Source organism: Citrobacter sp. Cb080 (assembly GCF_030334745.1).
GTDB classification, from domain to species: domain Bacteria; phylum Pseudomonadota; class Gammaproteobacteria; order Enterobacterales; family Enterobacteriaceae; genus Citrobacter; species Citrobacter braakii.
Genome location: NZ_JAOWDG010000084.1, coordinates 36,162 through 60,660, shown reverse-complemented (window position 1 = coordinate 60,660; position 24,499 = coordinate 36,162). Strand labels below are relative to the sequence as shown.

At 52.1% G+C, this 24,499-nt stretch carries 23 protein-coding genes and 1 pseudogene; 12 read left to right on the top strand and 12 right to left on the bottom strand.

The features are described 5' to 3' along the window. Nucleotides 1-63: 63 nt before the first annotated feature. Together OGV38_RS23485 and yeaG are read right to left on the bottom strand one after the other, a co-directional pair. Nucleotides 64-1,347 carry a YeaH/YhbH family protein gene (locus OGV38_RS23485; RefSeq protein ID WP_269517318.1) on the bottom strand — a complete coding sequence of 428 codons (1,284 nt, stop codon included), beginning with the start codon at nucleotides 1,345-1,347 and terminating at the stop codon, nucleotides 64-66. Between the two features lie 123 nt (nucleotides 1,348-1,470). Further along, nucleotides 1,471-3,405, bottom strand: a complete 1,935-nt coding sequence (gene yeaG / locus OGV38_RS23480) for a protein kinase YeaG (RefSeq protein WP_016152810.1) — start codon at nucleotides 3,403-3,405, stop codon at nucleotides 1,471-1,473. A gap of 434 nt (nucleotides 3,406-3,839) precedes the next feature. Here yeaG and OGV38_RS23475 point away from each other — a divergent pair, with 434 nt between their 5' ends. From OGV38_RS23475 to OGV38_RS23460, 4 genes are all read left to right on the top strand, one after another. Then, complete coding sequence (locus OGV38_RS23475) at nucleotides 3,840-4,586, top strand: MipA/OmpV family protein (RefSeq protein ID WP_286475209.1); 747 nt, start codon at nucleotides 3,840-3,842, stop codon at nucleotides 4,584-4,586. Between the two features lie 578 nt (nucleotides 4,587-5,164). Then, nucleotides 5,165-5,407, top strand: coding sequence for a hypothetical protein (locus OGV38_RS23470; RefSeq protein ID WP_019076610.1), 243 nt, complete (start codon nucleotides 5,165-5,167; stop codon nucleotides 5,405-5,407). Between the two features lie 10 nt (nucleotides 5,408-5,417). After that, complete coding sequence (locus OGV38_RS23465; RefSeq protein ID WP_286475206.1) at nucleotides 5,418-5,771, top strand: hypothetical protein; 354 nt, start codon at nucleotides 5,418-5,420, stop codon at nucleotides 5,769-5,771. 178 nt (nucleotides 5,772-5,949) lie between these two features. Next, complete coding sequence (locus OGV38_RS23460) at nucleotides 5,950-6,804, top strand: aldo/keto reductase (protein ID WP_286475203.1); 855 nt, start codon at nucleotides 5,950-5,952, stop codon at nucleotides 6,802-6,804. A 95-nt stretch (nucleotides 6,805-6,899) separates the two neighbouring features. Here the strand turns inward: OGV38_RS23460 and OGV38_RS23455 are convergent, their stop codons facing one another. After that, the gene (locus OGV38_RS23455; RefSeq protein WP_286475195.1) at nucleotides 6,900-7,784 is read right to left on the bottom strand and encodes a D-hexose-6-phosphate mutarotase; all 885 of its coding nucleotides are present in this window, start codon (nucleotides 7,782-7,784) and stop codon (nucleotides 6,900-6,902) included. 199 nt (nucleotides 7,785-7,983) lie between these two features. After that, complete coding sequence (gene gapA, locus OGV38_RS23450; RefSeq protein WP_003030697.1) at nucleotides 7,984-8,979, bottom strand: glyceraldehyde-3-phosphate dehydrogenase; 996 nt, start codon at nucleotides 8,977-8,979, stop codon at nucleotides 7,984-7,986. 341 nt (nucleotides 8,980-9,320) lie between these two features. On the opposite strand from gapA, the gene msrB reads away from it, so the two are divergent. Further along, on the top strand, nucleotides 9,321-9,734 hold the full coding sequence (gene msrB / locus OGV38_RS23445) for a peptide-methionine (R)-S-oxide reductase MsrB (protein ID WP_016152816.1): 414 nt from the start codon (nucleotides 9,321-9,323) through the stop codon (nucleotides 9,732-9,734). Nucleotides 9,735-9,776: 42 nt separating this feature from the next. Continuing rightward, a complete protein-coding gene (locus OGV38_RS23440) occupies nucleotides 9,777-10,052 on the top strand; it encodes a YeaC family protein (protein ID WP_016152817.1) in 276 nt (91 codons plus the stop codon). 44 nt (nucleotides 10,053-10,096) lie between these two features. Here OGV38_RS23440 and yajD read toward each other — a convergent pair whose 3' ends face one another. The 5 genes from yajD to sppA all read right to left on the bottom strand — a co-directional run bounded on the left by yajD (nucleotide 10,097) and on the right by sppA (nucleotide 15,629). Continuing rightward, complete coding sequence (yajD, locus tag OGV38_RS23435; protein WP_003832478.1) at nucleotides 10,097-10,441, bottom strand: HNH nuclease YajD; 345 nt, start codon at nucleotides 10,439-10,441, stop codon at nucleotides 10,097-10,099. A 93-nt stretch (nucleotides 10,442-10,534) separates the two neighbouring features. Further along, the gene (chiD, locus tag OGV38_RS23430) at nucleotides 10,535-11,788 is read right to left on the bottom strand and encodes a chitinase ChiD (protein WP_137380473.1); all 1,254 of its coding nucleotides are present in this window, start codon (nucleotides 11,786-11,788) and stop codon (nucleotides 10,535-10,537) included. A 259-nt stretch (nucleotides 11,789-12,047) separates the two neighbouring features. Next, a complete protein-coding gene (gene pncA / locus OGV38_RS23425) occupies nucleotides 12,048-12,686 on the bottom strand; it encodes a bifunctional nicotinamidase/pyrazinamidase (RefSeq protein WP_406584874.1) in 639 nt (212 codons plus the stop codon). Nucleotides 12,687-12,700: 14 nt separating this feature from the next. Then, the gene (gene ansA / locus OGV38_RS23420) at nucleotides 12,701-13,717 is read right to left on the bottom strand and encodes an asparaginase (RefSeq protein ID WP_016156311.1); all 1,017 of its coding nucleotides are present in this window, start codon (nucleotides 13,715-13,717) and stop codon (nucleotides 12,701-12,703) included. 55 nt (nucleotides 13,718-13,772) lie between these two features. Continuing rightward, entirely contained in the window at nucleotides 13,773-15,629 is a 1,857-nt protein-coding gene (sppA, locus tag OGV38_RS23415; RefSeq protein ID WP_016156312.1) for a signal peptide peptidase SppA, read from the bottom strand. 175 nt (nucleotides 15,630-15,804) lie between these two features. On the opposite strand from sppA, the gene OGV38_RS23410 reads away from it, so the two are divergent. From OGV38_RS23410 to topB, 3 genes are all read left to right on the top strand, one after another. Beyond that, nucleotides 15,805-16,356, top strand: coding sequence for an NAD(P)H nitroreductase (locus OGV38_RS23410; RefSeq protein WP_286475186.1), 552 nt, complete (start codon nucleotides 15,805-15,807; stop codon nucleotides 16,354-16,356). Nucleotides 16,357-16,472: 116 nt separating this feature from the next. Beyond that, nucleotides 16,473-17,516 (top strand): selenide, water dikinase SelD, encoded by a 1,044-nt coding sequence (gene selD / locus OGV38_RS23405; RefSeq protein WP_016152831.1) that lies wholly within the window; start codon nucleotides 16,473-16,475, stop codon nucleotides 17,514-17,516. A gap of 4 nt (nucleotides 17,517-17,520) precedes the next feature. Then, entirely contained in the window at nucleotides 17,521-19,467 is a 1,947-nt protein-coding gene (gene topB, locus OGV38_RS23400; protein ID WP_049282049.1) for a DNA topoisomerase III, read from the top strand. 63 nt (nucleotides 19,468-19,530) lie between these two features. Here topB and gdhA read toward each other — a convergent pair whose 3' ends face one another. Further along, nucleotides 19,531-20,874 (bottom strand): NADP-specific glutamate dehydrogenase, encoded by a 1,344-nt coding sequence (gene gdhA, locus OGV38_RS23395; protein ID WP_047498892.1) that lies wholly within the window; start codon nucleotides 20,872-20,874, stop codon nucleotides 19,531-19,533. 237 nt (nucleotides 20,875-21,111) lie between these two features. On the opposite strand from gdhA, the gene OGV38_RS23390 reads away from it, so the two are divergent. Continuing rightward, nucleotides 21,112-21,387 (top strand): YnjH family protein, encoded by a 276-nt coding sequence (locus tag OGV38_RS23390; RefSeq protein WP_016152834.1) that lies wholly within the window; start codon nucleotides 21,112-21,114, stop codon nucleotides 21,385-21,387. Here OGV38_RS23390 and OGV38_RS23385 read toward each other — a convergent pair. After that, on the bottom strand, nucleotides 21,347-21,760 hold the full coding sequence (locus tag OGV38_RS23385) for a pyrimidine (deoxy)nucleoside triphosphate diphosphatase (protein WP_103283891.1): 414 nt from the start codon (nucleotides 21,758-21,760) through the stop codon (nucleotides 21,347-21,349). The genes OGV38_RS23390 and OGV38_RS23385 overlap by 41 nt on opposite strands. A 79-nt stretch (nucleotides 21,761-21,839) precedes the next feature. Between OGV38_RS23385 and OGV38_RS23380 the strand changes: the two are divergent. Together OGV38_RS23380 and OGV38_RS23375 are read left to right on the top strand one after the other, a co-directional pair. Beyond that, a pseudogene (locus OGV38_RS23380) lies at nucleotides 21,840-22,410 on the top strand (carboxymuconolactone decarboxylase family protein). Continuing rightward, nucleotides 22,403-23,026, top strand: coding sequence for a CDP-alcohol phosphatidyltransferase family protein (locus OGV38_RS23375; RefSeq protein WP_137352125.1), 624 nt, complete (start codon nucleotides 22,403-22,405; stop codon nucleotides 23,024-23,026). Before OGV38_RS23380 ends, OGV38_RS23375 begins: the two are co-directional and overlap by 8 nt. 100 nt (nucleotides 23,027-23,126) lie before the next feature. Here the strand turns inward: OGV38_RS23375 and OGV38_RS23370 are convergent, their stop codons facing one another. Beyond that, on the bottom strand, nucleotides 23,127-24,434 hold the full coding sequence (locus OGV38_RS23370; protein ID WP_047418447.1) for a sulfurtransferase: 1,308 nt from the start codon (nucleotides 24,432-24,434) through the stop codon (nucleotides 23,127-23,129). Between the last annotated feature and the right edge of the window lie 65 nt (nucleotides 24,435-24,499).

Sequence of the window (24,499 nt, the reverse complement as noted above, 5' to 3'; positions counted from 1 at the left end):
TCGAAACGCGAGGTCATAAAAATCAACCAGAGGAGATAACCTCTGGCTGATTTATGTATGTGGTTAGCTATTGCTGGTTGTACTTTGCTTATGAAACAGTTCGCGAAAGACCGGATAAATGTCATCCTGGTCGCGGATATGCTGCATCGCAAAGTTTTCAAACGTTGATTGCAGATGTTCGTATTCACGCCACAAGGTCTGGTGCGCGCGGCGGGTGATTTCGATATAGCTATAATATCGCACCATCGGCAGCAGTTTTTTCGCCAGAATCTCATGACACAACGGGGAATCATCCGCCCAGTTATCACCGTCCGAGGCCTGTGCGGCATAGATGTTCCACTGAGCTGGGTCGTAACGGTCTTTTACCACTTCATCCATTAACTTCAGCGCGCTGGAGACAATGGTTCCCCCGGTTTCCTGAGAGTAGAAGAACTCGTGCTCATCCACCTCTTTCGCCTGGGTATGGTGGCGAATATAAACCACTTCCACGTTTTTGTAGGTCCGACTCAAGAACAGATACAGCAAGATATAAAAACGCTTGGCCATATCTTTGGTCGACTGATCCATTGAACCGGAGACGTCCATCAGACAGAACATCACTGCCTGGCTGGAAGGATCGGGCCGTTTTTCATAATTCTTGTAGCGTAAATCAAAGGTGTCGATAAACGGCACGCGTTCGATTTTTGCCCGTAGTTCGGCAATCTCTTTGCGTAACCGTTCCTCTTCCAGCAACTGCGCTGGTTCACTTTTTGCGATGGTTTCCAGTTCCGCTTCGAGCGCATGCAATTCGCGACGCTTACCTGCCGTCATCGCTGTGCGGCGCGCCAGTGAGTTTTGCAGGGAGCGAACCACGCTAATGTTGGCAGGCACGCCGTTAGAGGTGAAACCTGCCCGGTGCGTTTTGTACTCCGTTAACTGACGCTGCTGATTCTGCTTCAGGTTAGGAAGTGCTAAATCTTCGAACAACAGATCGAGATATTCATCTTTAGAGATCTGGAAGACGAACTCATCCTGCCCCTCGCCATCCTGGCTGGCCTGGCCTTGTCCGCTTCCTGAACCACCGCCGCCGCCCTGCGGGCGTTCAATGCGGTCGTTCTGCACAAAATGGTCGTTACCCGGATGCACGCGATGGCGCAAGCCGCCACGCCCCTGATGGAACATCGGTTCGCTAATATCATCAGTCGGAATAGAGACAGATTCGCCGCTATCCACATCAGTCACCGAACGCTTGTTAATGGCCTCGGAGATCGACTGTTTAATTTGCGATTTATAACGGCGTAAGAAGCGCTGGCGGTTTACCGTGCTCTTGTTTTTGCCGTTAAGACGCCGGTCAATAAACCAGGTCATAAGCCCCCCGTACTGCATTTGCCAACTTTATGCTACATCAGTAACGCCGGATGCGCTGAGCATATCCGGCCTACGGATGTGTATTGTAGGCCCGGCAAGCGTACGCGCCTCCGGGCACTTTTTTTAAGACGATTTACGTACGCGCAAATACCATTCGCACAGTAAACGCACCTGTTTACGCGTGTAGCCTTTTTCCATCATCCGGTCGACAAAATCGTCGTGTTTTTTCTGCTCGTCAGTTGAGGTTTTGGCGTTGAACGAAATGACCGGCAGCAGCTCCTCGGTATTGGAGAACATTTTCTTCTCAATGACCGTGCGCAGTTTTTCGTAACTGGTCCAGTTTGGATTGCGACCGCTGTTATTCGCTCTGGCACGCAGAACAAAGTTGACGATCTCGTTACGGAAATCTTTGGGGTTACTGATACCCGCCGGTTTCTCAATTTTCTCCAGTTCTGAGTTCAACGACTCGCGGTCAAACAGCTGACCGGTATCCGGGTCGCGATACTCCTGATCCTGAATCCAGAAATCCGCATAAGTGACATAACGGTCGAAAATGTTTTGTCCATATTCGGAATAGGATTCGAGATAAGCCGTCTGGATCTCTTTGCCAATGAACTCAGCATATTTCGGGATCAGATAGCCTTTCAGGAACTCAAGGTAACGTTCAGCCAGCTCCTGCGGGAACTGTTCGCGCTCGATTTGCTGCTCCAGTACGTAGAACAGATGCACCGGGTTAGCTGCCACTTCGGCGTGGTCAAAGTTAAAGACGCGTGAGAGGATCTTAAACGCGAAACGCGTGGAAAGACCGTTCATTCCCTCATCGACCCCAGCGTAATCCCGATACTCTTGATAGGACTTCGCTTTTGGATCGGTATCTTTCAGGCTTTCCCCATCGTAAACACGCATCTTCGAGTAAATGCTCGAGTTCTCAGGCTCTTTCAGGCGAGAAAGAATGGTAAAGCGAGAGAGTGTTTCCAGCGTGCCCGGTGCGCAAGGCGCATGGGTCAGCTCACTGTGGTTAAGCAGTTTTTCGTAAATTTTGATCTCTTCGGAGATCCGCAGGCAATAAGGCACTTTGACGATGTAAACACGGTCAAGGAACGCCTCATTGTTTTTATTATTACGGAATGTCACCCATTCGGACTCGTTCGAGTGGGCAAGAATAATTCCGTTAAACGGCAGGGCAGAGATACCTTCTGTCCCGTTGTAGTTTCCTTCCTGGGTTGCGGTCAGCAGAGGATGCAGCACTTTAATCGGTGCTTTAAACATCTCAACGAACTCCATAATCCCCTGGTTTGAGCGGCACAGTGCGCCCGAATAACCGTAGGCATCAGGATCGTTCTGGGCGTGGTGTTCGAGTTTACGAATATCCACTTTCCCGACCAGCGCAGAGATATCCTGGTTGTTTTCATCACCAGGCTCCGTTTTGGCGATAGCGATCTGCTCCAGAATAGACGGCCAGACTTTGACAACGCGGAATTTTGTAATGTCCCCGCCAAAATCATGCAGACGTTTTGCAGCCCAGGGCGACATGATCGTACCGAGATAACGACGCGGGATCCCATACTCTTTTTCCAGGATCTGCGCGTCTTCCTGTGGGTTAAACAGGCATAACGGATGATCGTTTACCGGGCTACGTTCGCCGTTGGCGCTCAGGACATAAATCGGTACTCGCTGCATCAGCGACTTCAGCCGCTCAGCAAGAGATGATTTCCCCCCTCCCACAGGCCCCAGCAGATACAGAATCTGCTTCTTCTCTTCCAGACCTTGAGCCGCATGCTTCAAATAAGAAACAATCTGCTCAATGGCCTCTTCCATGCCATAAAACTCTTCAAAAGCGGGGTATCGTGCAATCACCCGATTCGAAAAGAGTCGAGAAAGACGAGGTTCGTGGGCAGTGTCGACCATGACAGGCTCACCAATAGCCATTAATAGCCGCTCTGCCGCATTGGCATAAGCGCTGCGATCTTGCCGACAAGTGGTAAGAAACTCCTGCAGCGTGAACTCTTCGTCCTTGGCAGCTTCATAACGCTGGCGATAGTGATCGAATATATTCATGGTATGCCGTCCTTTCGTTTTTTTAGCACATGTTAAGAGCCGTTCATATGAATAGTAGAGGCCCCTGAAGAGGTAAACTGAACGACGTCGCTGCTGAAGAAATAAGCAACTCTCATGCCATTGTGGTGGTCAGGAGATCAACGTATTCGGTGATACACCTTCTAAAATTAAGCGTAGATGGCATTTGCAAAACTTGCCTGTGTGCGCAAATGAATTTCAATGGCATATCAATAACTCATCAGCAAAAAAAGCATATCTTTTGTAAATCTATGGGGCAGGATTCATGCGGTGTTCACTGTCCTGCAAGCAAAATGTCATCACTCGCTGAGAAATTAGGGGGTTACATTCTGGGGCGAATCCGTAAAATAGTTGGGCTGAAGCGTATTGACGGTTAAACTTTGACCGCTACACATTTAAATAAGGAATTATTGACTGTGAGCAAACTCAAACTTCTGGCACTTAGCGTGCTTATTGCCACTTCCGCTAACGTCGCACAGGCAGAGAGCAACCTGACGCTGGGCGCAGGCGTTGGTGTGGTTGAGCACCCTTACAAAGATTACGATAGTGACGTTTACCCGGTCCCGGTTGTGACTTATGAAAGCGATAACTTCTGGTTCCGTGGTCTGGGCGGTGGTTACTACCTGTGGAATGACGATACCGATAAGCTGTCGGTGATGGCCTATTGGTCGCCAATGTACTTCAAACCGGGTGACAGCGACGACAACCGTCTGCGTAGTCTGGATAAACGTAAGAGCACCATGATGGCTGGCCTTTCTTACATTCACAACACGCAATACGGTTTCCTGCGTACCAGCCTTGCAGGCGATACGCTGGATAACAGCAATGGTATTGTATGGGATCTGGCGTGGTTATACCGCTATACCAATGGCGGTCTGACGTTGACTCCGGGGATTGGTGTCGAGTGGAACAGTGAAAACCAGAATGAATACTATTATGGTGTTTCACGCCATGAATCTGCCCGTAGCGGCTTGCGTAGCTACGATCCTGAAAGCTCCTGGAACCCGTACCTGGAGCTCAGCGCAAACTATAACTTCCTGGGCAACTGGAGCGTATACGGTACTGCGCGTTATACCCGCCTGTCTGATGAAGTGACAGACAGCCCGATGGTGGACAAATCCTGGACGGGTCTGATTTCAACGGGTGTTACTTACAAGTTCTGATGCCACTGCGTGTCAAACACTAGCCCGCAGAGATGCGGGCTTTTTGTGCATATCAGAGATGAATATTGATCCAAAACATGTGATTTGATTTTTTGTGCTGTTTTGGCATTACATCGGCCGCAACAAATAGTTAACGTATTTTTCCTGCCGCAATTACCAAAATTAAACCTGTTGTTTGATGAGACTGAGATCTATTCGTTTGTGAATGGAAGAGTATCTGTACAGTTTCACGAATCATTGTTCTGGGAGAGTGATTTCTGGTTTCGCAATATATTGATAATATTCTATTTTATAATCACGGTATAATTTTATCGTGAAACTCTCGCCACTAAAAATAGCAAGATAACTATTTTATTATTTTTGTGTGACGATGAAAGTTAACTTTCATTTGAAAAAAATAAAATCATTAAGTTAATTTTTATTTTACATCTTTTAGGTATTTATCTGAAAAAATTAAAATTGACATTAAATAAGCGATTGCAGATATTACTCCAACTTAATAAGTAAAGACAGTAACGCTGCATGGCTCAGATATTAAATGTCATGTGGTTTTCTTGCGAATAAACCTGGTAGAGATAATGAAAAAGTTAATCATGATAGCAGTGATGGGTGGGATTCTGACGGGATGTTCCACCGAGGCTTCACGCATGAGTGCTTGCGAAAGCAAGGGCGTGAGCCGCGATGCCTGCTATATCGCTGAGCAAAACCGTCAGGCGACAATCAATGCCGTAGCTGAAAAACAAGCTATGGAGAACGCGCAAAACGTATATAACTCAAATGATACTAATTCCAGTCATCACCACAAACACAATAATTATTAAGGTGTAACTTATGAAGAAATTAATAATTATCGCTGTACTGGTCGCAACATCTGCTGCTGCACCAGCCTATGCCATCAGCGAGGCTTACCGTCAGCAGTTACAGCATGAACATAAAACGATGGTCAGCGATGCTAATGCTCCGGTGCACGCCAGTAAAATCACACCCGTGCATGTGAATAAACTGGGCGTAGACTTTAAACGTGGCGCTGATGGTATTGCTTATATTAATGGCAAAGCTGCGGCAAATGTTGAGAACAATGCAGACGCTCAGTCTTATAGCGCGGGCTTGATTTCCGTCATTGTCTATAAAAACGGGAAAATTAACGCGATGAAAGAGGGGAAATATTTAGGTCGCTTAAAATAACCGCAGTGCAGTTAAGATTTTCTGTCATTCGGCCCGGGAGCATTGTTTGTTCCCGGGTTTTTTATTGCCGTTGCCATAGCGGTCAACTTCCAATCTTAGAAGGTGCAATTTGTGCACCCTAACAGGACACATGCCAGTTGTTTTGCTTTACTGTGGTGCATTAACACAGGAGGGCGCGATGACAGCGAAACAGGTGATGTTTACAAAGCAGGTATCGCTGCCTGCTATTGGGCAGGGAACATGGTACATGGGCGAGGATCCTGGCCGACGCCGGGAAGAGGTTTCAGTGCTGCGGGCTGGTCTGGATCTCGGTCTGCGGTTGATCGATACCGCCGAAATGTATGCAGATGGTGCAGCGGAAGAGGTAGTGGGTGAAGCATTAATCGGGCGTCGTGATAGCGCTTTTTTAGTCTCGAAAGTATACCCCTGGAATGCCGGTGGTCAGAAAGCCATTGCCGCCTGTGAGGCGAGCCTGCGTCGACTAAAAACCGATTATCTGGATCTCTATTTGCTCCACTGGACGGGCAGTTTTTCATTTGCTGAGACCGTTGATGCCATGGAAACACTCATTGCGCAGGGGAAAATCCGCCGCTGGGGCGTCTCTAATCTCGATTACGATGACATGCAGGCGTTATGGCAAGTCACGGGTGGGCGGGAATGTGCCACTAACCAGGTGCTTTATCATTTAGCATCGCGCGGTATTGAATATGATTTACTGCCGTGGTGCCAGCAGCAGCAGATGCCGGTCATGGCTTACAGTCCGTTGGCTCAGGCGGGGCGATTGCGCGGTGACTTGCTTTCTCACTCTGTGGTGAACGACATCGCGCACGCGCACAATGTTAGTGCTGCGCAGATTTTGCTGGTATGGGTGATTCGTCTGCCGGGCGTGATGGCGATTCCAAAAGCGGCAAGCATAGCGCATGTCGAACAAAATGCCGCCGCGCTGGAGATAACGCTCTCAGTTGATGAGCTGAAGCAGTTAGATAAGGCATATCCAGCGCCAAAGGGTAAAACGGCGCTGGATATGGCCTGATTTGCCGAATGGCGATGCTCACGCTTCTTATCCGGCCAACGCAATGTTTGGTAGGCCGGATAAGGCGCAAGTTCCGTCAGGCTACAGACACAATTTTAGCGTTTAGCAACGCGGATAGTTTGTGCCAGGCGTGATGGTTTTTCTTCGCGGGTTTTCTGCGGCGCGGTCGCGTAAGCCGTCTCTACGCAAACAAACGTTTTATAGCCGTCATCTGGCATGTCGCCCATGCTAACGGACAGCGCCGGACCCGGGTTCCAGCCCACGACATTCAGATGGTGGTGATGGACGACGTCGATATTGCGGTTGAGCGCATCATCATGGATAACGCTGCACGCTTGCGGATTCAGATAGACACGATCGGTGCGGTCCGGGAAGGTCTGGATACCATCAGTCAGCATATCTTCTTTAGCATCATTCACTTTGTCGATCAGGCGATCGCCAAGTCCACTGACTTTTACTGCCGCAATGTCACCGACGTTGAAATAGGTATGCAGCGCAGAGGTGGTTTCAAATTCACCGTGGGCTTCCAGTTCCATTTCACAGGTGGCACCTACTTTGAAACGGGCCAGCAGGCAGAATTCGTGCGGCCATAGCTGACGCGTTTCAGCGTTGCTTTGCAATTCAAACGTCAGCACCACGCCATTGTCGTCTTCGTTGTGCGCTTTCAGCGTCCATGGCAGGTTGCGGGCAAAACCATGAGAAGGCAGGCCCTGCTGAGCAGCCGGACCAAACCACGGCCAGCAAATTGGTACGCCGCCACGCAGCGCTACGCCGGTTTTAAACGGGGTATTGTTACTTAGCCACAGGACTTCCTCTTCGCCGTTGGGTTTCCAGGAAAGAAGATGTGCGCCCTGCAGTGCGAAAGATGCTTTAACCTGTGGATGATCGACCACAAGAATCTCAAGTTCATCAAGCTGGCGGCGGGAGAGGACCGGGGTAATTTGTTCGATTACCGGAAGTGCAAAAATTTTATTAATCATTATGCAATCCTTTTTTTTACCCTAAATAATTCGAGTTGCAGGACGGCGGCAAGTGAACGATCCCGATTAGCTTACAGAAGTAAGTGATTCGGGTGAGAGAGCATTGCCAACACACCGGTAACTTGAAGTATGACGGGTATCTTCAGGCAAAAAAAAGAGCGACCTGAGTCGCTCTTACAGATTACTGTTTCATCTCAACTTATTTGGAGATGTGAGCAATCAGGTCCAGAACTTTGTTGGAGTAGCCGGTTTCGTTGTCGTACCAGGATACCAGTTTCACGAAGTTGTCGTTCAGTGCGATACCAGCTTTAGCATCGAACACGGAAGTGCAAACTTCACCGTTGAAATCGGTAGATACTACGTCGTCTTCGGTGTAACCCAGAACGCCTTTCATCGGGCCTTCGGAAGCAGCTTTGATTGCTTTCTTAATTTCTTCGTAAGAAGCAGCTTTTTCCAGACGAACGGTCAGGTCAACAACAGATACGTTCGGGGTAGGAACGCGGAACGCCATACCAGTCAGTTTGCCGTTCAGTTCTGGCAGTACTTTACCTACAGCTTTAGCAGCACCGGTAGAGGACGGGATGATGTTCTGGGATGCGCCGCGGCCGCCGCGCCAGTCTTTGTGAGACGGGCCATCAACGGTTTTCTGAGTAGCGGTGGTCGCGTGAACAGTAGTCATCAGACCTTCAATGATGCCGAAGTTGTCGTTGATAACTTTAGCCAGCGGAGCCAGGCAGTTAGTGGTGCAGGAAGCGTTAGAAACGATGTCCTGACCTTCGTATTTGTCAAAGTTAGCGCCTTTAACAAACATCGGAGTGTTATCTTTGGACGGACCAGTCAGAACCACTTTTTTCGCGCCAGCAGTGATGTGCTTACGAGCGGTTTCATCTGTCAGGAACAGGCCAGTAGCTTCAGCTACTACGTCAACACCAACTTCGTCCCATTTCAGGTTAGCCGGATCACGTTCAGCGGTAACACGGATTTTTTTACCGTTTACGATCAGATGACCGTCTTTCACTTCAACGGTACCGTTGAAACGGCCGTGAGTGGAGTCATATTTCAGCATGTAAGCCATGTAGTCAGCGTCTAACAGGTCGTTGATTGCAACGATCTCGATGTCAGAGCGTTCTTGAGCAGCACGGAAAACAATGCGACCGATACGGCCAAAACCGTTGATACCTACTTTGATAGTCATATATTCCACCAGCTATTTGTTAGTGAATAAAAGGTTGCCTGTAAAATTACAAAAACCTTACGCAGCGTCAAGCGGAATCGTGTCAATCATTGCGACAAATCAATCTGCTGCTTAAGCTTTGCGCAACTGACTCGCCTCACTCTTCCTTTGGGCTTGAAACCACATGGGGTCGGCGGCCCGAATTTTAAAGGGCAATCAAGATAAAAACGTGATTGTGATCACGAATTGCAGGCTGCCATTTCGCACGGATCAAGTTTAGAACAAAAGTTCGCACTCTGGTGTTAATGTTTTGTTAGAATCTGTCTCGCGATGTGAGTTTAGATAAAGCGAGATGTGAGCAAATGGCTAATCAACCTTCCCCAGAAGAACTAAAAAAAAATTTAACCGAAATGCAGTTCTACGTGACGCAGAATCACGGGACAGAACCGCCATTTACCGGGCGTTTGCTGCACAACAAGCGTGACGGCATCTACCACTGTTTGGTCTGTGACAAACCGCTATTTCGTTCCGAGACAAAATATGACTCTGGCTGCGGCTGGCCCAGCTTTTACGAGCCTGTCAGCGCAGAGGCTATCCGTTACATTAAAGATACTTCACACGGTATGCAGCGCATTGAAATCCGCTGTGGTAACTGTGATGCGCACCTGGGGCATGTCTTCCCGGATGGTCCGCAACCTACCGGTGAACGTTACTGCGTTAACTCAGCGTCTTTGAACTTCACCGATGGTGAAAACGGTGAGCAGACCAAAGGCTGAAGAAACGATTCAGCAAATTATTCTACGGAGAGTGGATTTAACATGAATCTTGATGAGATGATCAACAGCATGACGCCGGAAGTTTATCAGCGCTTATCAACTGCCGTTGAACTCGGAAAATGGCCGGATGGCGTGGCGCTAACGGCAGAACAAAAAGAGAACTGCTTACAGCTGGTGATGCTGTGGCAGGCGCGAAACAATATTGACGCGCAGCATATGACGATTGATACCAACGGTGAGATGGTGATGAAGAGTAAGCAGCAGTTGAAAGTGGAGTTTGGTATTACGCCCGAACCCATTGCGACGTTTAAATCCTGATTACTCAGGCCCGGCAAACATCTATGTCGGGCCCGCAGTTGAAGTTATTTCTTGTTCATCATCGCCTTCAGATCGGCGAACGGATTATATTTCGCTTCGCCCACCGCTTTCTGCGCATCTTCGCCTGCAACCACCGTTGAACCATACTGGTCCGCTTCCGTATATTTGGAATGTTCGTGATCGTGGCAGTACAGGCACAACATTTCCCAGTTGCTACCATCTTCCGGGTTATTGGAGTGATCGTGATCGATATGGTGTACCGTCAATTCGCGCAAATTTGAATACACGAACTCACGGGAACAACGTCCGCAGACCCAGGGGAAGAGTTTAAGCGCCTTTTCCCGGTAACCGACTTCCAGACGGGCGTAATTTTTAGGGATAAAAGCCATAAAGCTCATGCCTCCAGTAGAAAATGAAAAGCTGCGCCAAAAGCTGGCGCAGCAGAATGCGATAATCATAACCTATTGTGTCAGGCGTTGGGATCAGTGTTTGATGCCTAACGAATCGGCTAACTGCTTCGCCAACTGATTTTGATCATCCGCACCGTATTCCCAGAACATGGCGCCTCCCAGCCCCTTGCTCTTGATGTAGTCAGCCTTGATCGCTACCGAGCGCGGGTTTTCATAGGAGAGGGCAAAGAGCGCTTTTCCCTCCACAGACTGCACTGACAGCCACGGCACTTTTGCTTCATCATCCCAATGCTGGCTAAAGCGCTTCTGCGGATCGTTGATCAATTTCGCCACGATATCGTTGTACTTCACATAGGTATCTTTGCTCAGATCGACGCCCAGTGATTTGAACAATTCAATTTGCGCGGGCCCGAAATAGGGCTGGGTAACAGGATTTTTCTGTGCGTCAGGTTTGCTCCAGTCAATGCCTGGCTCAACAGCGCGTTTCGGTACGCGACCATAAAAACCAATGCCCAGGTTCATCTGACTCGCTTTTAGACCGGCAGCAAGATAGTTGTTGACCACAAAATCAGCGCTGTACTTATCCGCCGCGGCGACTGTCGGCCATTGTGTCGAATCGTACAGGTTCGAGTTGAAATACTGCGTACCGTAAGCCATGTCATAGGTCATCAGGTTTATGTAGTCGAGCGATGGCGCAATGGCTTTCACATCCACCCAGCTTTTCGGGCTTTCCGCATTTGCGCCCACGGCGATAGTCAGTAGTTTTTTATGCCCCAATGCGGCGCGGAGCTCTTTTAACAGCGCGGTAAAGTTAGCTCGGTCGGCCGGTTGACTTTCGACCAGTCCCCAGGCGCCGTTGACCGGGTATTCCCAGTCGAGGTCGATGCCATCCAGTCCATATTTCGCAATTATCTCCTGAGCAGACTGAATAAACACCGCGCGCGATTCTTTCGTTGCTGCCGCGCCGGAGAATCCACGAGCCCCCCAACCACCGACGGAAAGCAATACTTTCAGGTTCGGATTCTGTTTACGCAGCTGTGGAATTTTCAGTAAATCATCCTGCACTTTCGGTGAAAGCCAAATCTGATGCAGCTTACTGGCGTCTTTTAAGGCGTCATTGGTCTCGTCTTTTTCGTTGTTGTAGACAAGGCCAAACGAATAGTTGAGATGGGTTATCTGACGAACATCCAGTTTATTGATGTCACCACCAGGACCGGCAGTGACGTCGCCGCCACCATTGAAGTAGCCAACTGACATCAGTGAACTGGCGGAAACAACGCTGGCGCAAAGCAGGGGTAATGCTGCCAACAAAGGCAATAGTTTCATCGGTGTTCCTCTTTGACATTTAAACAAGCAAACACGCCACGGAAATGGCGTGGCGAAAAAAACAGCATTTGCAGGTTAACAGTTTCATAACAGGAAAAATGCGAAGGTGTTCACGTCATGTCGGCGAGGCGGCAAACCATTTCTGGTAGGTTGTATCGGTTGGGGCAAACATTACTGATTGTTGACGCAAGTCCTTTTCAGGCCTACAGATTTGCATACATGCGCAAATTCAATAGGCCGGATAAGGCGTTTTAAAGTATTAGCGCTGGGTTTCCAGCCAGTCATCAAGCGTATACAGCGTCGCGCCCGCTGCGGCCATTTCCATAAACGCCTCTGCACTGTCCTGGGGTTGAATATTGACGCCACGGCAGCCGTCGGTAATAACGCTGACGGTATAACCAAGATCGAGCGCATCCAGAACGGTGAATTTAACGCAATAGTCGCTAGCCAGACCCATGATAATAAGCTCAGCAATACGGTGTTCGAGCAGCCAGGCGTTCAGCGCGGTTGCCTGACGACGACCGTTATCAAAAAACGCACTGTAACTGTCGACCAGCGGGTTCTCGCCCTTGGTGAAGGTTTTCGCTATCGCACGCTGGTTCAGCAGCGGATGCAGGGCCGCCCCTTCGCTGTTTTGCACGCAATGATCGGGCCAGAACGTTTGCGCCAGACCATCCAGTTGTCCCTGACTGTAGGGGGGGAGCTGATGCTGGCTGGCAAAACTACCGTGATTAGCCGGATGCCAGTCCAGACTGGCAACAACCGTGTCGCCGCGTAGGGCGCACCAGTCAATCAGACGGTTGGCAATCTCGATTGTGCTGTCGCCTTGCGGAACAGCGAGAGCGCCGCCGGCACAAAAGTCATTTTGTAAATCGACCAACAGTAAGGCTCGGGCCATGGGCATAGACTCCTTTATTCGTCCGGGGTGAGCTCGCCGCGCAGATTTTGCGTCATAGCTTCACGAATGCTCTGCACATCCAGTCCCTGACTGAGTAAATAGTGCAATTTGGTGAGTGTGGCTTCGACGGTCATATCCGCGCCGCCAATCACGCCAGCGTGGGCGAGGGCATTACCCGTCGCGTAGCCACCCATGTTTACCTTGCCGGACATACACTGGGTCAGGTTCACCACCACAATGCCCCGCGAGCTCGCATCTTCAAGTTCTTGCAGAAACTCTTTATTTTGCGGTGCATTGCCCACGCCGTAGGAGCGCAAAATTAACGCTTTTACCGGCTGGCGCAGGAAGTTACGCACCACATCAGCGGAGATACCTGGGTAAATGGTGACTACGCCAATCGGTTGTGGAGTAATAGGATGAACAATCAGTTCACCTGCGCCGTGCGGTGCTGGCGGTGTTCCCAGTCGACGGATGTGGATCCCGGCTTCCAGTAGCGGCGCAAGGTTGGGTGAGGCAAAGGCGTCAAAGCCATCGGCATGCGCTTTAGTGGTACGGTTGCCGCGAAACAGTCGATTGTTGAAAAACAGGGTTACTTCATTGATCGGGTAATTTGCCGCAACGTACAGCGCATTGAGCAGGTTGATTTGCCCGTCTGAACGTAGCTCTGCCAGCGGAATTTGTGACCCTGTCACAATTACCGGTTTACCCAAGTTCTCCAACATAAAAGAGAGCGCTGAAGCCGTAAACGCCATGGTGTCGGTGCCGTGCAGAATGACAAAACCATCGTAATCGTCGTAGTGTGCTTTAATGTCTTCCGCAATATGCTGCCAGTCTTCCGGCGTCATGTCGGAGGAATCCATCAACGGGACGTATTCGTGGATGGTGAAGTCTGGCATCTCCGGGCGGTGGAATTCAGGCATCAATGCCAGTTGACGCTGGAGATGACCAGAAACAGGAATATAACCCTGTTCTGAGCGCTGCATACCGATGGTACCGCCGGTATAGGCAACGTAAATCGATTTCTTTTGCATGACTTTTCTTCTGTCTCAATGAAAACCCCTCTTCATCCCGAAGAGGGGGCAATTGTTAGCGAACGTTGGCGCAGGTCAGGCAAAACGCATATCGGTTTTGCGGATCGTTAAACGCGGCCAGCTTATCGCTTTCCGCTTTAACTGCACTGGCCGCAGAAGCAAGCGGCGCCGGGAGCATGGCCTGAATAGCTTCGGGCAGCATGGCGCGAACGGAGCCTGACATGCTGTCCATTACCATATCGACGAATGTCGGTTCATCCTGATAATACGCAATGTGCCACTGTTTCAGCTTGGCAAGCTCAGCCGCTTTCGCGATGGCGTCGTCAAAATCACCGAGGCTGTCTACCAGTCCGTTGGCTTTCGCATCCTGACCGGTCCAGACGTGGCCCTGCGCGATTTTGTCAATCTGCTCAGGGGTTGTCTTACGTGCATCCGCGACCAGCGTGATAAAGCGCTTATAGCCATTTTCAATGCTCAATTGCATCATTTGCTGCACTTCAGGCGGTAACGCTTTGGTGATGGAGATATCCGCCAGCGGGGAAGTGGCCACGCCATCGGTATGTACACCAATGGAATCCAGGCTGTTTTCTACGGTGTTGATCACACCAAAGATCCCGATTGAACCGGTTAACGTGCTGGGGTTTGCCACAATGTAACTGGCTGGGGTGGAGATCCAGTAGCCACCGGAGGCCGCCATGCCGCCCATGGACACGACAACCGGTTTACCCGCCGCTTTTGCCGCAGCCAGCTCAGCACGAATGACTTCCGAGGCGCTGACGCTGCCGCCAGGACTGTTCACGCGCAGTACAATAGCTTTCACTTTCGGATCGAGACGCGCTTCGCGGATTTGTGCGGCAGTGGTGTCGCCCCCCACATTTCCTGGGGTTTCTTCACCATCCATAATCGCGCCGTTCGCGAAGATAACGCCAATGCTGTCTCCGGTATCCGCTGGCGTTTTCAGCGAATAATCGTAATAGCTGACGGCGCGATAGTTTTTATCCGCTTTGCTCCAGCCAAACTGTTTGGTCAGCATTTTTTCGACTTCGGCGCTGGAGGCGAGTGCATCCACCAGTTTGTTGTCGAGCGCATATTTCGCCGTATCTCCATCGACCTTCGTCAAACCGTCCAGCATCGCCTGTGCGCCAGGGAACACCTGCTGAGCTGGGATCTGGCGGTTGGCGGCGACCGTGTCGAGATAGTTCTGCCACAGCTCGCCGATCCAGCGACTGTCGGCTTCACGCGCGGCAGGAGACATATCATCGCGGATAAACGGCTCTACGGCAGACTTATAGGTCCCGACGCGGAACACGTGCGTGGAAACTTTCAGCTTATCGAGCAGGGACTTGTAGTACAGACCGTTGGTGGCAAAGCCGTGCAGATCAACGGAACCCTGCGGAGAGAGGTAAATTTTGTTAGCAAAACTGGCGAGGTAATACTGCCCCTGGCTGAAGTTATCGCCCACGGCAAAGACCGGTTTACCGCTGTCGCGGAATTCCCGCAGTGCTTTGCCGATATACTGCATGGAAGGCTGGTCTGCCCCAGCAAAATTTTTCAGATCCATCACGATGCCGGTGATGTTGCGATCATCTTTTGCCTGGCGAATCGTATTCACGATATCGAACAGGGAGTTTTCCTGCAGACGATCGGAACTGGCGCCAAACAGCTGACGGCCAATAACGCTTAAACGACTGGTGCTCGAAGGCTTATCGACAATCACCCCGGAGATATCCAGCAGCAGCGCGCCTCGCTCAGCGTGTTCGCTGGTGTTGCTGCTGCTGACCTGCATCCAGATGCCCACGCCAACCAGCACCAAAAAGATGAAGAACAGGTTAAGCACAAATTCACGGACGAAATTGAGTAATCGCCATGTCCATTTAAAAAATCCGGCAATAAATCGCCACAGGGTTCGCATGTATTCTCCCTACCAATTAACAACACGCCACCCCGAAATCCCGGAGAAAGGCGATAAGATGAGGCTATCGTAATGACCCGACAGGCACTTGTCAGCAGGAATCACCGCCTGTGCTGTAACAAAATCCGCTCACGTGTTAATTTTGTGAACAAATTTCATTGTTGGAGTTAAGCAAATGGATGCACTCGAATTACTCATGATCCGTCGTAGCGCCTCACGTCTCGTCGAACCGGCCCCGGCAGGAGAGCAACTGCAAAATATTCTGCGTGCGGGAATGCGCGCGCCGGACCACAAAACGCTGCAACCGTGGCAATTCTTTGTCATTGAGGGCGAAGGGCGTGAACGCTTTGCCGCCGTGCTTGAAAAAGGCGCTATTGCATCTGGCAGCGATGAGAAGGCCCAGGAAAAAGCGCGCAGCGCGCCGTTTCGCGCGCCGCTGATTATTACCGTGGTGGCGAAATGTGAAGCAAACGACAAGGTTCCGCTATGGGAACAGGAAATGTCTGCCGGTTGTGCGGTGATGGCCATGCAGATGGCTGCCATTGCCCAGGGCTTTGGCGGTATCTGGCGCAGTGGCGCATTAACCGAAAGTGAGGTCGTCCGCGAAGCGTTTGACTGTCGCCCACAGGATAAAATCGTCGGTTTTCTCTATCTGGGCACACCACAGTTGAAAGCATCCACGACGATTACCCTTGCCGATCCGAGCGCATTCGTCCGTTATTTCTGATATCAACGGCAAAACTGTCTGGATTATGAGCAAAGGCACCCGAATTCAGACAGTCACTCTTACCACATCATGGAATGAGCGCTACCATATCCGGATTGCAATGACAGGAGATGTCCATGAGCGAGCAAGCTATTCGTTTAACGCAATACAGCCACGGAGCCGGTTGCGGTTGTAAAATTTCCCCGAAAGTGCTGGAAACCATCCTGCACAGCGAGCAGGCGAAGTTTGTTGATCCAAACTTACTGGTGGGTAATGAAACCCGCGACGACGCGGCTGTATACGATCTGGGGAACGGCACCAGCGTAATCAGCACCACCGATTTCTTTATGCCGATTGTCGATAATCCGTTTGATTTTGGCCGCATCGCCGCCACCAACGCCATCAGCGATATTTTCGCCATGGGCGGCAAACCGATTATGGCAATTGCTATCCTGGGCTGGCCGCTTGATAAGCTGGCGCCGGAAATCGCCCGCGAAGTAACCGAAGGCGGACGCTTTGCCTGCCGTCAGGCGGGTATCGCGCTGGCGGGGGGGCACTCTATCGATGCCCCTGAGCCTATCTTTGGTCTTGCGGTAACCGGCGTTGTTCCAACTGAACGCGTGAAGAAAAACAGCACCGCCGAGGCGGGATGCAAGCTGTTTTTGACCAAGCCTCTGGGTATTGGTGTCCTGACCACCGCAGAGAAAAAATCGCTGCTGAAGGACGAGCACAAAGGGCTGGCGACGGAAGTGATGTGCCGGATGAACATTGCCGGGGCGGCATTTGCCGATATCGACGGCGTGAAAGCCATGACCGACGTTACCGGTTTTGGGCTGCTGGGGCATCTGAGCGAGATGTGTCAGGGGGCCGGCGTTCAGGCGCAGATCGTCTACCAGGCTATTCCTAAGCTGCCAGGTGTTGAAGAATACATCGCGCAGGGCGCGGTGCCGGGCGGTACCCAGCGTAACTTTGCCAGCTACGGACACCTGATGGGTGAAATGCCGCAGTCGGTTCGCGATCTGCTCTGCGATCCGCAAACTTCCGGTGGTCTGCTGTTAGCGGTAACGCCGGAAGCTGAAGCCGAAGTTAAAGCGGCAGCGGCGCAGTTTGGCATCGACCTCACTGCGATTGGTGAGTTAGTGGAAGCTCGTGGCGGTCGCGCCATGGTTGAGATCCGTTAACTCGATGCGGTTGTTTATTGCCGAAAAACCGAGTCTGGCGCGCGCTATCGCCGATGTGCTGCCGAAGCCGCATCGCAAAGGTGACGGTTTTATCGAGTGCGGAAACGGGCAAGTGGTGACCTGGTGTATTGGTCACCTGCTTGAGCAGGCGCAGCCAGATGCATACGACAGTCGTTATGCTCGCTGGAGTCTGGTTGATCTGCCGATTGTCCCGGAAAAGTGGCAACTGCAGCCGCGTCCCTCGGTGACCAAACAGCTCAACGTTATTAAGCGATTTTTGCATGAGGCCAGTGAAGTCATTCACGCAGGTGACCCCGATCGTGAAGGACAGCTGCTGGTGGATGAAGTGCTTGATTACCTGCAACTGGCCCCTGAAAAGCGCCAGCAGGTGCAACGCTGCCTGATTAACGACCTCAACCCGCAGGCCGTCGAGCGGGCGATTGAGCGTCTGCGCGCCAACAGTGAGTTCATCCCCCTTTGCGTGTCGGCACTGGCGCGAGCGCGGGCGGACTGGCTGTACGGTATCAACATGACGCGCGCTTATACCATTCTGGGGCGTAACGCGGGCTATCAGGGCGTACTTTCGGTCGGGCGCGTGCAAACGCCGGTGCTCGGACTGGTTGTGCGCCGCGATGAAGAGATTGAAAACTTCGTTGCCAAAGACTTCTTCGAGGTAAAGGCGCATATCGTGACGCCCGCCGATGAGCGGTTTACCGCTATCTGGCAGCCGAGCGAAGCGTGTGAGCCGCATCAGGATGAAGAAGGGCGCTTGCTGAATCGCTCGCTGGCTGAACACGTGGTAAACCGCATTAACGGTCAGCCGGCGATCGTCACCAGCTATAACGATAAACGGGAATCAGAATCCGCGCCGCTGCCGTTTTCGCTGTCGGCGTTGCAGATTGAAGCGGCGAAACGCTTTGGCTTAAGTGCGCAAAACGTTCTGGATATCTGCCAGAAGCTGTATGAAACCCATAAACTGATCACCTATCCGCGTTCGGATAGCCGTTATCTGCCGGAAGAACACTTTGCCGGACGTCACGCGGTGCTGAACGCGATTAGCGTCCATGCGCCGGATCTGCTTCCGCAACCGGCGGTCAATCCCGATACGCGAAACCGCTGTTGGGATGATAAAAAAGTGGATGCCCACCACGCCATCATTCCAACCGCGCGCAGTTCGTCCATCAACCTGAATGACAATGAAGCGAAGATATACAATCTGATTGCCCGTCAATATCTGATGCAGTTTTGCGCGGATGCGGTATTCAGGAAGTGCGTTATTGAGCTGGATATCGCGAAAGGTAAGTTTGTCGCCAAAGCCCGTTTTCTGGCGGAGGCCGGATGGCGTACGCTGCTTGGCAACAAAGAGCGCGACGAAGATAACGACGGGACGCCGCTGCCGGTGGTGGCAAAAGACGACGAGCTGCTGTGCGAAAAAGGCGAAGTGGTTGAACGACAGACCCAGCCTCCGCGGCACTTTACCGATGCCACGCTGCTGTCAGCGATGACCGGAATCGCGCGCTTTGTGCAGGATAAAGATCTGAAAAAGATCCTGCGCGCAACGGACGGACTGGGAACGGAAGCGACGCGCGCCGGGATTATCGAGCTGCTGTTTAAGCGTGGTTTCCTGGTGAAGAAGGGGCGCTATATCCATTCTACCGATGCCGGAAAAGCGCTGTTTCATTCGCTGCCTGAAATGGCGACGCGCCCGGATATGACCGCGCACTGGGAATCTATCCTGACCCAAATCAGCGAAAAGCAGTGTCGATATCAGGATTTCATGCAGCCGCTGGTGGGGACGCTGTATCAGCTAATCGATCAGGCGCGCAGCACGCCGGTACGACGCTTCCGTGGAATTGCCGCACCGGGTAGTAGTGGTGGTGACAAGAAAAAGAGCGCGCCGCGTAAACGCACGGCGAAAAAAAGCCCGCCATCTGAAGAGGCGGGCCTGTAGTGCGCTCTTAGGCTGGATAAGGCATGTGTGCCGCATCAAGCCTACGGGAACAACAGATCTGAATTAAATCACACCCTGGCCCAACATCGCGTCGGCAACTTTCACGAATCCCGCGATGTTGGCGCCACGTACGTAGTTGGTTTGCTTGCTTTCGCCGCCGTACTCGACGCAGGCATGGTGAATATCCAGCATGATGTGGTGCAGGCGTGCATCCACTTTCTCCGCTTTCCAGCCCAGACGTGCGGCGTTCTGCGCCATTTCCAGACCGGATGTCGCTACGCCTCCCGCGTTGGCCGCTTTACCCGGCGCGAACAATACACCCGCTTCCAGGAACAGATCGGTGGCCTCGATGGTGGTAGGCATGTTTGCCCCTTCGGCGACAGCCTTCACGCCGTTGGCGATCAGCACGCGTGCCGCATCGACATCAAGTTCGTTCTGGGTGGCGCAGGGCAGGGCGATATCAACCGGAACCGACCACGGCTGTTGGCCTTCCAGATAGGTCAGGCCAAATTCGCGGGCGTAATCCGCCACGCGGCCGTCGCGGCTGTCTTTGATCGCGCACAGACGCGCCAGTTTTTCTTTGGTAAATCCGCTTTCGTCGACCACAGTTCCGCTGGAGTCGGAGGCGGTGACTACTCGCGCGCCAAACTCCATGGCTTTCTCAATGGCGAATTGCGCCACGTTACCGGAACCAGAGACTGCCACGCGCATGCCTTCAAAGCCCAGGCCATGGCGTTTGAGCATCGCTTCGGTGAAGTACACCAGACCGTAGCCGGTAGCTTCCGGGCGAATCAGACTGCCGCCGAAAGAGAGACCTTTACCGGTAAAGACGCAGGCGCTGTTGTTGGACAGTTTTTTCATCATCCCGGCCATAAAGCCGACTTCACGACCGCCTACGCCGATATCGCCCGCCGGAACATCGGTATCGGGCCCTAAATGGCGGAACAGTTCGGTCATCAGCGCCTGACAAAAACGCATGATTTCGCCTTCGCTTTTACCTTTCGGATCGAAATCGCTCCCGCCTTTACCCCCGCCCATTGGCAGCGTGGTGAGGGCGTTTTTAAATGTTTGCTCGAAGCCAAGGAATTTCAGGATCGACAGGTTCACGGAAGGGTGGAAACGCATCCCGCCTTTGTATGGGCCAATGGCGGAGCTAAACTGCACGCGCCACGCGCGGTTGACCTGCACCTGATTGCGATCGTCCAGCCAGACGACGCGGAACTGGATCACGCGCTCCGGTTCAACCAGACGTTCCAGCAACGACATCTGACGATAACGCGGGTTTTGCTCGAGGAAGGGCCACAGTGTCGTCATTACCTCACGAACGGCTTGCGCGAACTCGGTCTGATTCGGGTCGCGCTTTTGCACATGGTTAAGGAATGACTCCAGAGAACATGTCTGATCCATAGATATAAATACCTCTTATGTATTGATATGGTTATATTTTTGATTTTTGTGTTAAGTGTTTTGCAGTTTTTGACTATAACATCAGCAGTGTGACGGGACGCAAGAAAAAATTAACCGCGCTAAGTAAATTAATATTGCGGCGTGGGTCATAACCAAAAGCGATGATGGCAAGGGCTAAAGTTTCTGCCGGTTTATACCGTTATACTGAGCATAACTGTCAGTCAAAAAGGAAAGAATATGCGCCGTATAATCATGGCAGGAGCGTTGGCACTGGTGTCCAGCGCGACGCTGGCAAATCAGCTCTATCGCCCGGACGTGCAGGTGAATGTCCCGCCGGAAGTGTTCAGTTCCAGCGGTCAGCGGGCGCAACCCTGTAGTCAGTGCTGTATTTATCAGGATCAAAACTACTCAGAAGGGGCGGTGATTAAAGCGGATGGCGTTTTGCTTCAGTGCCAGCGTGATGATAAAACGATCAGCACGAATCCGCTGGTCTGGCGTCGCGTAAAAGGATAAACGCTTCTAATAGCGGGATATCGGCAGGCGCCAGCGGATAACGCAGCGCCTCTTCGGTTGAACACCAGACGATATCCTGATGTTCATACACTTTCAGCTCCCCCTGATATGACGGTACATGCCAGGCATGTAAGTGAATGAGTCGGCCTGAAACCTCGCGTTGATGGCTGGCAATGTAGCGCCCAACGACCGCCTCGATGCCCAACTCTTCACGCAGTTCACGGACCAGCGCCTCTGGCTGACTTTCCCCCGGCTCAACCTTACCGCCAGCAAACTCCCACATACCTGACTGATCCGCATGCTGCGGGCGTTGAGCCAGTAAAATTTTGCCATCACGTTCAATGATAGCGGCGACCACGTCGAGGGTTTTCATTATATTCATCAATATCTAACGGCAGAAAATGACATACTATCGTTATCTTTGTTTTATCTAAAGTATTCAGGAGCCACCGTTGAACGATCCTCAGTCGTGGGTAAAACCGTTAACGCGTATCCCTTCCAGTTTGCAACCGCTCGTTGCTACGCAGAAAAAACATTATGGTGATGTGCTGCATCCCACACGCTGGTGGGGGGCGGATGCCGTTCCTGTTCTGGCTGGTGGCGCTGTTTGTCGGGTTTCTGGAGCGTAAAAAGGCGCGCCTGTCGCCGGTGATGCGCGCGCTGTTGATGACCCGCGTTTCTCAGGTGTGCTACTGCGCTTTCTGCGTTGACGCCAACAGTTTACGGCTGGCTGAACGCTGCGGCGCGCTGGATAAAGTCTTACAGGTTGCCAACTGGCAAGAATCAACGCTATTTAGCGCAGAAGAACGTGTAGGGCTGGCCTATGCTGATGCGGTCACCGCAACGCCACCACAGGTTGACGATGCGCTGAAAGCGCAGATGAAGCAATATTTTACCGATGACGCCATTACTGAAATGACCGCGCTGATTGCGTTTCAAAATCTCTCGGCGCGTTTTAATGCCGCTCTCGATATTCCCTCCCAGGGACTGTGCGACAGTTTTAAAGGACGCCCGCATGCTTGACCGCCATCTTCATCCGCGATTAAAACCGCTTTTGCATCGCTGCGTGGGCATCATTGATCAACCGGCGATTACCCCGGACGGACTTACGCTGGTCGGTTTTGCTATTGGCGTGCTGGCGTTGCCATTTCTGGCGTTAGGCTGGTATATGGCGGCGCTGGTGGCCATTGTACTCAATCGGCTGTTTGACGGGCTGGATGGGGCGCTGGCACGGCGCAGAGGGCTAACGGACGCGGGAGGATTTCTCGATATCTCGCTCGATTTTCTGTTTTACGCCTTAGTGCCGTTTGGTTTTATTCTTGCTGCGCCGGCGCAAAATGCGCTGGCAGGCGGTTGGCTGTTGTTCGCGTTTATTGGCACCGGCAGCAGCTTTCTGGCCTTCGCCGCGCTGGCGGCAAAGCATCAGATTGATAACCCCGGTTATGCGCATAAATCGTTTTATTATCTGGGCGGACTGACCGAAGGAACCGAGACGATTTTGCTGTTTGTGTTGGGATGTCTGTTCCCGGAATATTTTGCCGTAATGGCGTGGGTCTTTGGCGCGCTGTGCTGGATGACGACGTTCACCCGGATCTGGAGCGGATATCTGACGCTGAAAGCGGTCCAGCGTCCGGAGTGACGTAGTGCGTTGCCGGATGCGCTTCGCTTATTCGGCCTACAACGATGGTTTATGTAGGCTGGGTAAAGCGTTCTCGCTGCATCCGGCAACAATGACAATCTTACTTGCTGGCGTCCGGACCCCGTTCACCGCTGGCGATCGGGTTTTTCGGAGAGCTACTCCACTCATACCAGCCGCCGTCGTAGACGGAGACGTTTTTCCAGCCCATTGCGCGGGCATACATAAACGTTTCCGAAGCACGCCAGCCGGTACCACAATAGAATGAGACCTGTTGCTCTGGCAGGATATTCCATTGCTTCCACATGGCGGCGATGTCATCGGCGCTGCGCATGGTGCCATCCGGGTTATGGAAATCTTCCATGTGGGTGGAGTCGCTGCCTGCATGGCCCCAACGCGCCCCTGCGATCTCACCTTTTGGCTTAATGTAGCTATAGCCGCTGGTCGTACCGATAAATTCCGGCCATGAACGAATGCTCACCAAAGACGCATCCTGGCGATGCAGCAGACCGCGAGCCTGTTCCATATCCAGCATCAGTTGCGGTTGGGCAGGGATCGTCACGCCGAAATCAGGTTCAGGCTTCACCGTTGGTGCCGTACCGCGTTCGACCGGTAAACCTGAGTCAGACCAGGTCTGCCAGCCGCCGTCGAGCAGACGAACATCTTTTACACCTGCATATAGCATAATTTGCGCCACGCGCGCGGCTGCGTAGACATCGCGGCCGTATAAAATCACCGTGGTGTCGTGGCGGATGCCGTGTTTCGCCAGCATCGCTTTGAGCTGCGCGTCGGACACTTTATTCCACAGCGGTTCGCTTTCGACTTCGTTGGTATCAATGTAGCCCGCGCCAGGGATATGGCTGAGCAGATACAACTTCGGCGCGCCCCAGGCGGCTTCAATCACTTTCCAGTCACCGGCCGGTTTGGCGGTTACCTCTTTACCCTGCTGAAGGTCGTGCAGCCACTGCGGGTAAACCAACTGTTCGAAGTGCGGCAGACGTTGCAGGCGGGCAGGGTCCGTAAGCGCATCGCTGAGGGTTGAGATAGCGTTAAAGCCGACTTTCTGCAGGCGGGATTTGACGGCCTGCATGTCAGTATCGCTGCCATACAATGCCACCGGCGCGTCGGTTTTCAGGTGATGTGCCTTAACCCAGGCGCTGAGTTGTTCATCATTCATCTTGTCGAGCCAGGCGGCAGACAGGTTCAGTGCGGAAGGCTCGTGTCCTGAAGGGCCATTAAGCGATTGCGGCCAGCCGTTGTAAAAAGCGCTCTGACGGGTATCGATCGCCGCGCCTTGCTTTTGCTGTAACTGGTTGAGGGTGAGCGTCTGTGCTGTTTCAGCAGCCCAGGAAGAAGCGCAAGCGAGCCCTAAAGCCAGTGCCAGCGCGGTCATTTGAGAAACACGTTTCATCGAATAGCCCGACGTTGAAAAAGAGGACGACATTCTGTGCCGCCAGTTAAGTAAAAACCTTGCGT

Excerpts from the sequence above, each read along its gene's own strand:
- chiD (WP_137380473.1), bottom strand. The coding sequence starts at position 11,788 with ATGAAACTATTGCCTTTGTTGGCAGCATTACCCCTGCTTTGCGCCAGC.
- OGV38_RS23455 (WP_286475195.1), bottom strand. The coding sequence starts at position 7,784 with ATGATTAATAAAATTTTTGCACTTCCGGTAATCGAACAAATTACCCCG.
- OGV38_RS23440 (WP_016152817.1), top strand. The coding sequence starts at position 9,777 with ATGAATCTTGATGAGATGATCAACAGCATGACGCCGGAAGTTTATCAG.
- yajD (WP_003832478.1), bottom strand. The coding sequence starts at position 10,441 with ATGGCTTTTATCCCTAAAAATTACGCCCGTCTGGAAGTCGGTTACCGG.
- gdhA (WP_047498892.1), bottom strand. The coding sequence starts at position 20,874 with ATGGATCAGACATGTTCTCTGGAGTCATTCCTTAACCATGTGCAAAAG.
- sppA (WP_016156312.1), bottom strand. The coding sequence starts at position 15,629 with ATGCGAACCCTGTGGCGATTTATTGCCGGATTTTTTAAATGGACATGG.
- OGV38_RS23390 (WP_016152834.1), top strand. The coding sequence starts at position 21,112 with ATGCGCCGTATAATCATGGCAGGAGCGTTGGCACTGGTGTCCAGCGCG.
- selD (WP_016152831.1), top strand. The coding sequence starts at position 16,473 with ATGAGCGAGCAAGCTATTCGTTTAACGCAATACAGCCACGGAGCCGGT.
- OGV38_RS23485 (WP_269517318.1), bottom strand. The coding sequence starts at position 1,347 with ATGACCTGGTTTATTGACCGGCGTCTTAACGGCAAAAACAAGAGCACG.
- gapA (WP_003030697.1), bottom strand. The coding sequence starts at position 8,979 with ATGACTATCAAAGTAGGTATCAACGGTTTTGGCCGTATCGGTCGCATT.
- OGV38_RS23370 (WP_047418447.1), bottom strand. The coding sequence starts at position 24,434 with ATGAAACGTGTTTCTCAAATGACCGCGCTGGCACTGGCTTTAGGGCTC.
- OGV38_RS23465 (WP_286475206.1), top strand. The coding sequence starts at position 5,418 with ATGAAGAAATTAATAATTATCGCTGTACTGGTCGCAACATCTGCTGCT.
- ansA (WP_016156311.1), bottom strand. The coding sequence starts at position 13,717 with ATGCAAAAGAAATCGATTTACGTTGCCTATACCGGCGGTACCATCGGT.
- msrB (WP_016152816.1), top strand. The coding sequence starts at position 9,321 with ATGGCTAATCAACCTTCCCCAGAAGAACTAAAAAAAAATTTAACCGAA.
- OGV38_RS23375 (WP_137352125.1), top strand. The coding sequence starts at position 22,403 with ATGCTTGACCGCCATCTTCATCCGCGATTAAAACCGCTTTTGCATCGC.
- topB (WP_049282049.1), top strand. The coding sequence starts at position 17,521 with ATGCGGTTGTTTATTGCCGAAAAACCGAGTCTGGCGCGCGCTATCGCC.
- OGV38_RS23385 (WP_103283891.1), bottom strand. The coding sequence starts at position 21,760 with ATGAAAACCCTCGACGTGGTCGCCGCTATCATTGAACGTGATGGCAAA.
- OGV38_RS23410 (WP_286475186.1), top strand. The coding sequence starts at position 15,805 with ATGGATGCACTCGAATTACTCATGATCCGTCGTAGCGCCTCACGTCTC.
- pncA (WP_406584874.1), bottom strand. The coding sequence starts at position 12,686 with ATGGCCCGAGCCTTACTGTTGGTCGATTTACAAAATGACTTTTGTGCC.
- yeaG (WP_016152810.1), bottom strand. The coding sequence starts at position 3,405 with ATGAATATATTCGATCACTATCGCCAGCGTTATGAAGCTGCCAAGGAC.
- OGV38_RS23470 (WP_019076610.1), top strand. The coding sequence starts at position 5,165 with ATGAAAAAGTTAATCATGATAGCAGTGATGGGTGGGATTCTGACGGGA.
- OGV38_RS23460 (WP_286475203.1), top strand. The coding sequence starts at position 5,950 with ATGACAGCGAAACAGGTGATGTTTACAAAGCAGGTATCGCTGCCTGCT.